Raw genomic sequence first — 13,528 nt, 5'->3', positions numbered from 1 at the left:
AGAGCGAATCACGAGTTCGAGACGAGATGACCATCAAGCAAGCCATGGTATTGGCCGCGGGGCTCGGAACCCGCATGCGGCCGATCACCGACACCATCCCGAAACCGCTGGTGAAGATCGCCGGCAAGCCGATGATCGATTATACGCTGGATGCGCTGGTCGAGGCCGGCGTCGAGCGGGCCGTCGTGAACGTCCACCACCACGCCGACCAGATGGAGGCGCATCTGCGCGGCTATCGCGGTCTCGATATCCTGATCTCGGATGAGCGAGACGCGCTGATGAACAACGGCGGCGGCCTCGTCAAAGGCCTGAAGCTGTTGAGTCGCGATCCGGTCTTCGTCATGAATGCCGACCTGTTCTGGATCGGCGAGCAGCCCGGTCACCCAACAAATCTCGAACGCTTAGCCGGATTCTACGACAGCGAGCGCATGGATATGGCGATGCTCTGCGTCGACCTCGAACGCACCACGGGCCATAATGGCAAGAATGATTTCGCCATGGCACAAGACGGAGGGCTCGCCCGCTTCCGTGATGTCGGACGCGACGGGGTCGTCTATGCCGGTGCTATTGCCATGAGCCCAGCCTTTTTTGACGACGCGCCGAATGACGCCTTCAACCTCAACATCTACTTCGACAAAGCCATTGCCTGCGGCAGGCTCTACGGCACCATGCTCGCCGGCCATTGGCTGACGGTGGGAACGCCGGAGGCGGTCGGCGAGGCGGAGGAAGCGATCCGGACCTACCGGGCGTTCGCGTGAGCCGATGACGGGCGGACACCGGCAGCGCATCCTGACGATTCCGGCGGGTCTGCCCTTCCTGAAGACCCTTGCGACGGCTCTGTGCGACGGCCGGCTGACCGAACACTTCCGCCATGATCCGGACGACCCGCTGTCGCTTGCCAAGGTCAGCATCTTCCTGCCGACACGGCGTGCGGCGCGCGTGCTGCGCTCGGAATTCGTCGATCTGCTCGGCGGCCGCTCGGCCATCCTGCCCGTCATTCGCCCGCTCGGCGAGACCGACGACGACAGCGGCTATTTCGAGGAAGCCCTGCCGGAGACGGCCGATCTGGCGCAGCCGCTTGCCAATACGGCACGGCTGCTGGAACTGGCACGGCTGATCCTTGCCTGGCGCAACAAACTGCCGCAGATCGTGCGCGACATTCACTCCGACTCGCCGCTGGTGGCGCCCGCGAGCCCGGCCGATGCCATCTGGCTGGCGCGCAATCTGGCCGAACTCATCGATTCGCTTGAGACGGAAGATCGCGACTGGGGCGAGCTTGCCAATCTCAGCGCCGAGGACCATGCGCTCTGGTGGCAGCTGACGGCCGAATTCCTGGCGATCGCCAGCGCCTTCTGGCCGGCCCGGCTCGAGGAACTCGGCAAGTCTTCCCCTGCCCGCAACCGCAATGCCATTCTGCGGGCCGAAGCGCAGCGGATCGCCACCATGCGGCATCCGGGGCCTGTCATCATTGCCGGCTCGACCGGCTCGGTCCCCGCGACGGCGGAGCTGATTGCCGCGGTCGCCGACCTGCCGCAAGGCGTGATCGTGCTTCCCGGCCTCGATCTGACGATGCCCGAAGAGGATTGGCAGCTCGTTGCGCCGGAGACAGGGATCGGCGAGAGAGCCGACCCGACCACGCGCAGCCATCCGCAATACGGTCTTTCGCTGCTGCTGAAGCGACTACGCGTCACGCGGCGCGATGTCGAAACCATCGCGGACACGGCGGAAACCATGCAGATGCGCGCCCAGGTCCTGTCGCGCGCGCTGGCGCCGGCCAAGGCGACGAGCGGTTGGGGAAGCTGGCGCAAGACGCTCGCTCCCCATGCGATGGCGGACGCATTTGCCGATGTGGCCCTCATCGAGGCCGCCAACGAGCGCGAGGAAGCGACCGCGATCGCCATCGCCTTGCGGCTGGCGCTGGAAAAACCCGGACGCCACGGCGGCGAGAGCCAGGCGGCGCTGATCACGCCCGACCGCAATCTCGCCCGGCGCGTGACCGCAGAGCTGGCCCGCTTCGGCATCACCGCCGACGATTCGGCAGGCACACCGCTGAACGCCACGCCGCAGGGCACGTTGCTGCAATTGCTGCTGGAGGCCGCGCTTCGCCCCGGCGATCCCGTCGCAGTCGTCGCGTTGTTCAAGCATCCCCTCGCCTTGTTCGGCCTGCCGGCGGAGATACGCCAGCCGGGCGTCGACGCGCTGGAAATCCTGGCGCTCCGCGGCGGCGTCGCCAATGTCGACATCGGCAGGCTGGAAGCGCTGCTCGACGAGCGGGTGGCGGGGCAGGTCAACGATCGTCACCCGCCGCAATGGCGCAAATCGTTGCCGGCGGAATCCGGCGAACGCGCATGCGCCCTGGCGCAGCGGGTGACTGCCGCGTGCGAACCGCTGATATCGGCGCTTTCCGCGCTCAGCGGGCAGGGTCTCCTTACCCTTTCGGATTGGGCCGAACGCACCGGCCGGGCCTTGGAAGCCGTAGCAACGGACGAACGCGGCGACCTTACCGGGCTCTGGTCGGGCGAAGCCGGGGACACGCTTGCAAGCCTGTTGAGAGACGTTATCGAGACCGATGGGCAGCTGGAAGCCGATGGGCCACAATGGATCGATATCATGGCAGCGCTCTGCGTCGGTCAGGCGGTGAAACCGCGCGCACTCAGCCATCCCCGCCTCTTCATCTTCGGCACGCTGGAAGCACGCCTGCAGAGCGTCGATACGCTGATCCTCGGCGGATTGAACGAAGGGTCATGGCCGGGGCAGACGGCGAACAATCCCTTCATTTCCCGCAGCATGAAGACGGAGATCGGCCTGGAGCCGCCGGAGCGGCGCATCGGCCAGCTTGCGCACGACTTCGAAATGGCGAACGGCACCCGCGACCTGATCTATTCCCGTGCGCTGCGCCAGGGCTCGACGCCGACGGTGGCCTCGCGCTGGCTACAGCGGCTGATCGCGCTCGGCGGCAAGCAGCTGGAAGAAGACATGAAGGCCCGCGGCGACCAGTATCGCCACTGGGCCGCGATGATCGACGAGGGCGAAAATCAGGCACCGGCCCTGCGACCGGCACCAAAACCGCCCGTGGAGTTGCAGCCCAAGAGCTATTCCTTCAGCGAAGTCGGGCGACTGCGGCGCGACCCCTATTCGATCTATGCCCGGCGCGTGCTGCGGCTCGATCCGGTCGATCCGTTCAACCGCGATCCCGGCCCGGCCGAGCGCGGCACGCTCTACCACAAGATCATCGACCGCTTCGTCCGCGAGGGGCATATCGCCGGCACGCCGGACGCGGCGCTGGCCATGGATCGCATCATCGTCGATCTCTTCGATGCCGAGCGGCTGCCCGTTCACATCGACAGCGTCTGGCGGCCACGGTTCCGCGAAGTGGCGCGGGCTTTCCTTGAATGGGAAGCGGAACGGCGGCCTCAGCTTCGCCAAACGGCGACGGAAGTGCCGGCCGGTGTCGAGATCGAACCGATCGGCATTCGGCTGACAGGCGTTGCCGACCGCATCGACATCAAGAGCGACAAGGGCGCCGATCTCATCGACTACAAGACCGGCTCCAACCCGTCGCCACCGCAGGCCCGCGCGTTGCTCGACCCGCAGCTGGCACTGGAAGCCTATGCGCTGAAGGCGGGCGCGTTCCGCAACATCGGCGCGCTGCTCCCCGAGAACCTGCTTTACGTTCGTCTCCGGCCCGGCGACCGCTTCAAGGTCGATCAAGTCAACAACGAACATTCCACCCGCGGCGGCAAGACGGAAACGAAGTCGGCTATGGATCTGGCGCAGGAATCGATGGACCAGCTCGTCAAATTCGTCTCGCTGCTGCAATCGGGCGAAAAGGGCTTTTCCTCGCGGCTGATCCCGGCGCAGCAGTTCGAGTATGGCGGCGACTACGATCACCTTGCCCGCGTGTCGGAATGGTCGACGGCCGAGAACGAACAGGAGGGCGGCGGCGATGAGTGAGTTTTCCGCCGACGATATCGCCACACTGCCGGAAAGCGACGACCCCGGCGTCTGGATCAGCTGGACGACCATCCAGCAATCCATCGCCTCCGATCCCGAGCGTTCGGCCTGGGTCTCGGCCAATGCCGGCTCCGGCAAGACGCATGTGCTGACGCAGCGCGTCATTCGCCTGCTTCTGGCTGGCGCCCGCCCTTCGGCCATTCTCTGCCTGACCTATACCAAGGCCGCCGCGTCCGAGATGTCGAACCGCGTCTTCGACCGGCTGGCGGCCTGGGCGACGATGCCGGACGAGGAGCTGAAGACACGTATTGCCGACATCGAGGGCAGGCAACCGGATCTCTTCAAGCTTGCCGAGGCGCGCCGGCTTTTCGCCAAGGCGCTCGAAACGCCGGGTGGGTTGAAGATCCAGACCATCCATGCCTTTTGCGAGGCCCTGCTGCACCAATTCCCGCTCGAGGCCAACGTCGCCGGGCATTTCTCCGTGCTCGACGACCGGGCCGCCGAAGTTCTGCTCGACGATGCGCGCCGCGCACTCCTGACCTCGACGACGCCGCAGGGCGATGCCGAACTGGCGCGCGCCTTCGATTATGTGCTCGACCTCGGCGACGAATCGGGGCTTGAGACGCTGCTCGGCGATATCGTCGCCAACCGCAATGCCATCCGTCGCTTCACCGAGGCGGCCGAACGCCAGGGCGGTCTCGAAAATGCGCTGCTAGCCCGGCTCGGCCTTTCCCCCGGCGAGACGGAAACGAGCATAGCGGAGCAATATTGGCCGCTTCCCGGCCTTTCCGGCGCTGCACTGGAACTTTATCTCACGCTCGCCGACCAGAAGGGTGGCGCCAAGGCGCAGGAAGTCGCTTATGCGCTGCGCCTTGCCAAGCGCGAGGCAGATCCGCTCGCGCGCGCCGAGATTCTCGAAAAGGCCGTACTCACCGCGAAAGGCGAGCCAAAGTCGGACAGCCAGTTCTTCGTCAAGGCGATGCTCGCCGACGCTCCGGCGCTGGCCGAGGCGGTGGCTGAGGCACGCACCCATGTCGTTGCCTGCCGTGACCGGCTTAAGCTGATGCGTATGTATCGGGCCACCAGCGCCGCTCTCGTTCTCGCCGACCGGCTGAACCGCGACTATGAAGAACTGAAGAAGCGGCGCAGCCAGCTCGATTTCGAAGACCTCATCACCCGCACGGCCGATCTTCTGACCAAGAAGGATGTCGGACCGTGGATTCACTACAAGCTGGATCAGGGCATCGATCACATCCTGGTGGACGAGGCCCAGGATACGAGCCCGATCCAGTGGAGCGTCATCCAGTCGCTGGCGGAGGATTTCTTCTCCGGCGACAGTGCAAGACCGACGATGCGGACCATCTTTGCCGTCGGCGACGAGAAGCAATCGATCTACTCGTTCCAGGGCGCCCGTCCCGAGCGCTTTTCCGAGGAAAGCGACCGCACGCGGCGGCGGGTGGCAGCGAGCGGCCGGCAATTCTCGTCGATCCGCCTGCCCCTCTCCTTCCGCTCGACGGCCGATGTGCTCGGCGCCGTCGACCACGTCTTTACCAGCCCGGAGAATGCCCGAGGCCTCAGCGCCGTCAACGAGCCGGTGGTGCATCGCTCCAGCCGCATCGGCCACCCCGGCGCCGTCGACCTCTGGGAAATGATCGCGCCGGAACCGGCCGCCAGGGAAGAGGACTGGACGGCGCCCTTCGATTCGACGCCTGAGAGTGCCCCTGCCGCTATCCTTGCGCGACGGATGGCGCACACGATCGGCAATCTCGTCGGCCGGGAAAAGATCATCGAGAAAGGCAAAGCGCGTTTCATCGAGGCCGGCGACATTCTCGTGCTGGTGCGCAAGCGCGACAGCTTCGTCAACGCGCTGACCCGCGCCCTGAAACGACGCGGCAATATTCCCGTCGCGGGCGCCGACCGGCTGGTCCTGACCAGCCATATCGCCATTCAGGATCTTCTGGCACTCGGCCGCTTCCTGCTGCTGCCGGAAGACGATCTTTCGCTCTGCGCCCTGCTGAAGAGCCCGTTGTTCGACCTCAGCGAAGAGGATGTCTTCGCGGTTGCCGCCTACCGCGACGACGCGGAAAGCGTCTGGAGCCATCTACAGACCTTTGCAACGGACGGCCATGAGCGCTTCAGCCACGCGGTCGAACGCCTGAGAACCTTCCTTGCCCTGTCGAAAAGCCTTCCCGTGCATGATTTCTATGCGCGCGTGCTCGGCAGCTTCGGCGGCCGGCGAAAGTTTCTGGCGCGGCTCGGCACCGAGGTCAGCGACATTCTCGATGAATTCCTGACCTTCACGCTTGACCACGAGACGAGCGGCCTGCCCGGCCTGCAATCCTTCATCTCGACGCTGGAACTGGAAGCGCCGACCGTCAAGCGCGAGCAGGACAAGGGCCGCAACGAAGTGCGGATCATGACGGTGCATGCCTCGAAGGGGCTGGAAGCGCCGATCGTCTTCCTCGTCGATGGCGGCGGCAAGGCCTTTACCCATACGCACCTGCCGAAGCTGCGGCTGATCGAAACCGGCAGGGACGAGATCCCGCTGCCTGTCTGGGTCCCGCTTTCGGCGCTTGCCAATTCGCTGACGCAGGCCGATACGGCGCGGCTGCAGGCGCTGGCGGAAGAGGAGTATCGCCGCCTGCTCTACGTCGGCATGACGCGCGCGGCCGACCGGCTGATCATCTGCGGCTACCGCGGCATCCGCGAAAATGCCGATACCTGGCACGCCATGATTTCCGCCGCCCTGCGCGGGGACGAGGTGCATTGCACGCAGAAGACCTTCTCCGGACCCGATGGCGACTGGGAGGGCTTGAGCTGGCGTATCGCCCAGGTCCAGCTCGATTTCGAAACCGCCAGAGAGCATGAGAAGCGTTCAGAGCGGCTGGAACTGCCGGCGGGTCTCAGCCGGCCATTGCCACCGCAAAGAAACCTGCCGCGACCGCTGAGCCCATCCGGCGTCGGCACCGTCATCGATGAGGAAGCCGACGATCTGCTCGTGACGTCGGCGCTCTTCGGCGAAAAGACGAAATCGGACCGCGCCCTGCAAAAGGGCCGCTTCATACACCGCATGCTGCAGACCTTGCCGGAGATCGCGCCGGCGGAGCGTGCCGACGCGGCAAGGCGCTATGCCGAGCGCGCGGCGCGCTTCTGGCCGCCGGCCGAGCGGGAGGCGCTGATCAATTCGGTCATGGCGCTGCTGGCGCATCCGGATCTGCAGGGCACCTTCAGCGCCCATGCGCAGGCCGAGGTCTCGCTCATGGGCACGCTGAAGCTAGACAGCCAATCCTACGCCGTATCGGGCCGCATCGATCGCCTGGCCGTGCTGGAGGACCGCGTCGTCATTCTCGACTACAAGACGAATCGCGTGCCGCCCGGCGAGGAGAGCGCCATTCCGTTCGCCCACAAGGCCCAGCTCGCGATCTACCGCGAGATCCTTTCGCCGCTCTACCCCGGAAAATGCATCGACTGCATGCTGGTCTATACCGAAAACGCCTCGATCTACACGCTGTCCGAGCAGGCGCTTGCATTGGCGCTTGCGGAGCTCAAGACAAAGTGAAATACCAAATATTGAAATCCGGGCACCGCACCATCACATATCTAGCAACCGTAAATTCTGGTAAGGAGCAGCCTATGGCTACCGTTAAAGTCGATACCTCCAACTTCGCTACCGAAGTGCTGCAGTCCGCAGAGCCTGTCGTCGTTGATTTCTGGGCCGAATGGTGCGGCCCGTGCAAGATGATCGCTCCGGCTCTCGAAGAGCTTGCCGTGCAGTTCGAAGGCAAGGTCAAGGTTGCCAAGCTCAACATCGACGAAAACCCGGAACTGGCCGCCCAGTTCGGCGTTCGCTCGATCCCGACGCTCGCCATGTTCAAGGCCGGCGAAGTCGCCGATATCAAGGTCGGCGCCGCTCCCAAGACGGCCCTTCAGAACTGGATCTCCAGCGCATCCTGATCGGTATCGACTGAATGAAAAAATGGCCCCGCTTCGGCGGGGCTTTTTTGTTGGTCCGAGAACGCGGGCCATCCTCGCCCTTCGAGACTTCGCACCTCAGCAACCGTGTCGTGTTTGCGCTCGCCACATGGCCGCCCGATCCTTCGACGGGCTCAGGATGAGGGCGGAACAAGTTGCGAGCCAGATAAGGGGAACAGCCCTCTTGGTGAGGAGGCCTGCAGGGCCGTCTCGAATCACGAGGGCGAATAGCGACTTACCGCGACTACCGTGGCGGCGTACCGTTGTCGGCAAGCACGTCGCCGACCAGATAGAGGGATCCGCCGATCAGAATACGCGGAGCGGGCAAGCCCGGCGTGGCGAGCGCGTTGATCGTGTCCAGCGCCTCGCCGACACTCGACATCGGCTCGGCGATAAGGCCGGCATCATAGGCGGCATTCGCCAGGATGACCGGATCGATCATCGCTTCACTGCCACGGATCGGCACGCAGTAAACCTTTTCCGCAAGGCCGGCGAAGGCCTGGAAATAGCCGACCGGATCCTTCGTATTGATCATGCCGGTGATCAGGAACAGCGGCCGCGGCCGGCGCTCCTCGAAGTTCGCCATAGCCTCGGCGATGACCTCGCCGGCACCGGGATTATGGCCGCCATCGATCCAGATCTCGGCGCGCTCGGGTGCCCGCGCCACCAGCTCGCCTTCCGTCAGCCGCTGCAGGCGTCCCGGCCATTCGACCGAGGTCATCGCCTTTTCCATCATCGCCTCGGTAACGACAAAACCGGCAGCCTTGACCGCACGGATGGCAGCAGCGGCATTGCCATATTGATGGCGGCCGGGCAGGCGCGGCAGCGGCAAGTCCGCCAGGCCGAATTCGTCCTGGTAAACCAGTTTGCCATATTCCTCATGGGCGGAAAAATCCTGCCCGAAAACCGCGGTCGGGCAGCGCAGCCGCTCGGCCGTCGATATCAGCACATCGAGCGCGGCATCGTAGTCCTGATGGCCGATGACGACCGGATGGCCTGATTTCATGATGCCCGCCTTTTCGGCGGCGATCAGTTCGACGCGATCGCCGAGATAGGGCTGGTGATCGAGCGAAATCGGCATGATGACCGAGACGGCGGGGTCGGTAATGACGTTGGTGGCGTCGAAACGGCCGCCGAGGCCGACCTCGATGACGGCGACATCGGCCGGATGCTCGGCAAAGAGAAGGAAAGTCGCGGCCGTCAGGATTTCGAAGACGGTGATCTTCTGCCCGTCATTGGCCTTGGCGATGCGCCTCAGCACATCGGCGAATACGGCATCGTCGACAAGCTTGCCGCGGCTGCCCTCGACGCCGAGCCGATAGCGCTCGTGCCAATTGACGAGGTGCGGCGAGGTATGGACATGCACGCTATGACCGCCGGCTTCGAGCAGGGCGCGGCAGAACGCCGTGACCGAGCCCTTGCCATTGGTGCCGGCGACATGGATCACCGGCGGCAATTTAGTGTGCGGATTGCCGAGGGTGTCGAGCAGCCGGGTTATTCTCTCCAAGGAGAGATCGAAGCCCTTGGGGTGCAGCCCCATGAGCTTCTCGATTTCCCGTGCTGCCTCGCTCATTGCGGATTGATCCATAGATGTCATCCCGCACCTCCGCCAGTCGGCAAACGATAAGGTCAGGCGCTTGCAGCCACCGGCAGCGCCGCACCATTCTTGTTCTTGATGGATACGTCGTTCGCGGGAGCCTTGGTCAGGATTTTCAGAAGCGTCGCCAGGGTATCCGGAATGTCGTGACGCTTGACGACCATGTCCACCATGCCGTGCTCCAGCAGGTATTCCGACGTCTGGAAGCCCTCCGGCAGCTTTTCGCGCAGCGTCTGCTCGATGACGCGCTTGCCGGCAAAGCCGATTTCGGCGCCGGGTTCGGCAAGATGGATATCGCCCAGCATGGCGTAGGAAGCCGTGACGCCGCCGGTCGTCGGGTTGGTCAGAACCACGACATAAGGCTGGCCCGCTTCCTTCAGCATGTCGACGGCAACGGTGGTGCGCGGCAGCTGCATCAGCGACAGGATACCTTCCTGCATGCGTGCGCCGCCCGAAGCCGGGAACATGACCAGCGGGCATTTTTCGGCGATGGCACGCTCGAAAGCCTTCACGATGGCTTCGCCTGCGGCCATGCCGAGCGAGCCGCCGATGAAGTTGAACTCATGCACGACGGCCACGAGCTTCAGACCACGCACCTTGCCGAGACCGGCAAGGATCGTATCCTCCTGCTCGGTCTTGATGCGGCTGTCCTTCAGGCGATCGGTATATTTCTTCGAGTCACGGAATTTCAGCGGGTCCTGCGCCACCTTCGGCTGCGGCAGTGCTTCGTATTCGCCGTTGTCGAAGAGATCGGCAAGACGGGCCTTGGCCGGCATCTTCATGTGAAAGCCGGATGCGGGGATGACCCACTTGTTCTCTTCCAGATCCTTATGGAAGACCATTTCGCCCGTTTCCGGGCACTTGATCCAGAGATTCTCCGGAACCTCGCGACGGCCCAGCATGGAATTGATCCGCGGGCGGACGTAGTTCGTGATCCAGTTCAATTCGAAACTCCTAATCGACCGAATTAATCGATATCCCAGTCGTCACCAAATGCCCATAGGCCTTTTCCTCAATCCGCAAGGGATTGCTGAAGGACCTATATGGGGAAACTATTCGGCGGCAACAAGGCGGGCGGAACGGGTGCCTGTCGAAAGGCCGCGCACCAGCGTCGCCACGGCCTGGATGGTGTCGGCAGTCGCCTTGCCATCCTTGGTGAGGCTGGTCGCGATCTGGTTGACGATCGCGGTTCCGACGACCACGCCATCGGCAGACGCGCCGATCAGCTTGGCATGCTCGGCCGTCTTGACGCCGAAGCCGACGCAAACGGGCAGGTCGGTGTGCTGCTTGATGCGCTTGACCGCGCCCGAAACCAGCGATGGATCCGGCAAGGCCGAACCGGTGATGCCGTTCATCGAGACATAATAGACGAAGCCGGTCGTGTTCTTGAGAACCGTCGGCAGGCGCTTGTCGTCGGTGGTCGGCGTCGCCAGGCGGATGAAGTTGATGCCCTTGCGGATGGCCGGAATACAAAGTTCGTCATCCATTTCCGGCGGCAGGTCGACGACGATCAGGCCATCGATGCCGGCGGCAAGCGCATCGTCCAGGAACTCTTCGACGCCGTAGATGTAGATCGGATTGTAGTAGCCCATCATCACGATCGGCGTATCGGCATCCGTTTTGCGGAAATCGGCTGCGAGCTGCAACGTCTTCTTCAGCGTCTGGCCGGCCTTCAAGGCGCGCTGGCCGGCAAGCTGGATCGCCGGGCCGTCGGCCATGGGATCGGAAAAGGGCATGCCGAGCTCGATGACGTCGGCGCCGGCTTCCGGCAGCGCCTTCATGATACCGAGCGAGGTCTCGTAATCGGGATCGCCGCCCATGAAATAGGTGACGAGTGCCGGGCGGCCTTCAGCCTTCAAAGCGGCGAAGCGTTTGTCCATACGTGCGGTCATGGCGTCTAACTCACATTCCCAGAATCTTGCCGACGGTGAAGATATCCTTGTCGCCGCGGCCGGAGAGGTTCATCAGGATGATCTCGTCCTTGCCCATCTTCGGGGCGCGCTTGATCACTTCGGCGAGCGCATGGCTCGGCTCGAGCGCCGGAATGATGCCTTCGAGGCGCGTCAACGTCTGGAAGGCTTCCAGGGCCTCATGGTCCATGATCGGTACGTATTCGGCGCGGCCGATATCGTTCAGCCAGGAGTGTTCCGGGCCGATGCCGGGGTAATCGAGGCCGGCCGAAATCGAGTGGCCTTCCTTGATCTGGCCGTCGCCGTCCTGCAGCAGATAGGTGCGGTTGCCATGCAGCACGCCGGGCGAACCGGCGGTGATGGAGGCGCAATGCTCGTCGCCTTCAAGACCCTTGCCGCCGGCTTCGACGCCGACGATCTTGACGCTCTCGTCATCGAGGAAGGGATGGAAGATGCCGATGGCGTTCGAACCGCCGCCGACGGCCGCAACGACGAGATCCGGCAGGCGGCCTTCGGCCTCCAGGATCTGGGCGCGGGCTTCGGTGCCGATCACCGCCTGGAAATCGCGAACCATTTCCGGATAGGGATGCGGGCCGGCGGCCGTGCCGATCAGGTAATAGGTGTCTTCGACATTAGTGACCCAGTCGCGGAGCGCTTCGTTCATCGCGTCCTTTAGCGTACCGCTGCCGGCCGTCACCGGAATGACCTCGGCGCCCAGCAGCTTCATGCGGAAGACGTTCGGCGCCTGGCGCTCGACATCGGTCGCGCCCATGTAGACGACGCAGGGAAGGCCGAAGCGGGCAGCAACCGTCGCCGAGGCAACGCCATGCTGGCCGGCGCCGGTTTCGGCGATGATGCGGGTCTTGCCCATGCGCTTGGCAAGCAGGATCTGGCCGATGCAATTGTTGATCTTGTGCGAGCCGGTGTGGTTCAGCTCTTCGCGCTTGAAATAGATCTTCGCGCCGCCAAGCTCTGCCGTCAGGCGCTCGGCAAAATAAAGCGGGCTCGGACGGCCGATATAATGCGTGCCGAGAGCCTTCAGCTCCGCCTGAAAGGCCGGATCGTCCTTCGCCTTCGCCCATTCCTCCTGCAGGTCCAGGATCAGCGGCATAAGCGTTTCGGCTACGAAACGACCGCCATAAATGCCGAAACGACCATCCTCATCGGGGCCGGAGCGGAAGGAATTGGGTTTGGGCGTCTGGTTCACTTTCTACTCCCTGCTGCCGGTTCCGGCAGACATGCTTCTGCAAAAGCGTCGAAAAACTGGTCGATCTTGCCTAGATCCTTCACGCCCGGCGCACTTTCGATGGCGGAGGAAAGATCGATGCCGCTGGCCTTGGTGGAGGCCAGCGCCTCGGCGACATTGTCCTTGTTGACACCGCCCGACAGCATGTAGTCGACCCGATCGTCTACCCAGCTCATCAGGCTCCAGTCGAAGGACACGCCGTTTCCGCCCGGCAGCTCGGAGCCCGCCGGCGGCTTGGCATCGAACAGGAAGCGGTCGGCAATGCCGATATAGGATTCCACCCGCTTCAGATCGTCGGCCTCGCGCACGGACATGGCTTTCATGACAGGCACATTATGCACCGCCTTGATGGTCAGCACACGCTCCGGGCTTTCATTGCCGTGGAGCTGCAACATATCCGGCTTCACCAGCGACATGATCTCGTCGAGATCGTCATTGCTGGGATTGACCGTTACCGCAACGATCTTCGCCTTGCCGCGCACGCGCTCCGCCAGCTGGCCGGCAAGATCCGGCTCGATATAGCGCGGGCTCTTTTCAAAGAAGATGAAGCCGATATGGGTAGCGCCGCGCTCAAGAGCGCGATCCACCGCTTCCGGCGTCTTCAGACCGCAAATTTTGACATCGGGGTTCATGGCAGCGGAGTGACACGAAATTTCGAAAGAGTCGAGCCTAAAGGCGACGCTGGCGGGATTTTTGCGTGGCTTCAGAACCACCGCGCATGAAATAAGGAGTGCCCCTCATCCCAGCCCTCTCCCCGTTTTGACGGGGATAGCGAGCGACAGCGCCAAGCTCCATTGCCCCGGGGCCATCCTCGTCCTTCGAGGCTTCGCCCTACAGGCTCGCACCTCA

9 protein-coding genes are annotated in these 13,528 nt (G+C 63.7%); 4 read left to right on the top strand and 5 right to left on the bottom strand.

The window, feature by feature from the left end; all coding sequences use genetic code 11:
- Positions 1–26 precede the first annotated feature (26 nt).
- The 4 genes from ACJJVH_RS16125 (at position 27) to trxA (ending at position 7,908) form a co-directional block, all read left to right on the top strand.
- Complete coding sequence (locus tag ACJJVH_RS16125; RefSeq protein WP_112795720.1) at positions 27–758, top strand: nucleotidyltransferase family protein; 732 nt, start codon at positions 27–29, stop codon at positions 756–758.
- Between the two features lie 4 nt (positions 759–762).
- A complete protein-coding gene (addB, locus tag ACJJVH_RS16120; RefSeq protein WP_412064348.1) occupies positions 763–3,954 on the top strand; it encodes a double-strand break repair protein AddB in 3,192 nt (1,063 codons plus the stop codon).
- A complete protein-coding gene (addA, locus tag ACJJVH_RS16115; protein WP_412064347.1) occupies positions 3,947–7,513 on the top strand; it encodes a double-strand break repair helicase AddA in 3,567 nt (1,188 codons plus the stop codon). The genes addB and addA overlap by 8 nt, the downstream gene beginning before the upstream one ends.
- Before the next feature lie 74 nt (positions 7,514–7,587).
- Positions 7,588–7,908: a thioredoxin gene (gene trxA / locus ACJJVH_RS16110; RefSeq protein ID WP_004127513.1), complete on the top strand. Its 321-nt coding sequence runs from the start codon at positions 7,588–7,590 to the stop codon at positions 7,906–7,908.
- A 262-nt stretch (positions 7,909–8,170) separates the two neighbouring features.
- On the opposite strand, the gene ACJJVH_RS16105 is transcribed toward trxA, so the two are convergent.
- The 5 genes from ACJJVH_RS16105 to ACJJVH_RS16085 form a co-directional block, all read right to left on the bottom strand.
- Positions 8,171–9,499, bottom strand: a complete 1,329-nt coding sequence (locus ACJJVH_RS16105) for a bifunctional folylpolyglutamate synthase/dihydrofolate synthase (protein WP_412065182.1) — start codon at positions 9,497–9,499, stop codon at positions 8,171–8,173.
- A 56-nt stretch (positions 9,500–9,555) separates the two neighbouring features.
- Positions 9,556–10,467 (bottom strand): acetyl-CoA carboxylase, carboxyltransferase subunit beta, encoded by a 912-nt coding sequence (gene accD / locus ACJJVH_RS16100; RefSeq protein WP_112795724.1) that lies wholly within the window; start codon positions 10,465–10,467, stop codon positions 9,556–9,558.
- 108 nt (positions 10,468–10,575) lie between these two features.
- On the bottom strand, positions 10,576–11,415 hold the full coding sequence (gene trpA, locus ACJJVH_RS16095) for a tryptophan synthase subunit alpha (RefSeq protein ID WP_112795726.1): 840 nt from the start codon (positions 11,413–11,415) through the stop codon (positions 10,576–10,578).
- Positions 11,416–11,425: 10 nt separating this feature from the next.
- A complete protein-coding gene (gene trpB / locus ACJJVH_RS16090; protein ID WP_113400332.1) occupies positions 11,426–12,640 on the bottom strand; it encodes a tryptophan synthase subunit beta in 1,215 nt (404 codons plus the stop codon).
- Positions 12,637–13,311, bottom strand: a complete 675-nt coding sequence (locus ACJJVH_RS16085) for a phosphoribosylanthranilate isomerase (RefSeq protein ID WP_112795730.1) — start codon at positions 13,309–13,311, stop codon at positions 12,637–12,639. Before ACJJVH_RS16085 ends, trpB begins: the two co-directional genes overlap by 4 nt.
- Positions 13,312–13,528: the final 217 nt, after the last annotated feature.

The sequence above is a fragment of the Rhizobium sp. SYY.PMSO genome (genome assembly GCF_046840415.1).
Classification (GTDB): Bacteria; Pseudomonadota; Alphaproteobacteria; order Rhizobiales; family Rhizobiaceae; genus Rhizobium.
This window is presented reverse-complemented; position numbering and strand designations above follow the sequence as displayed.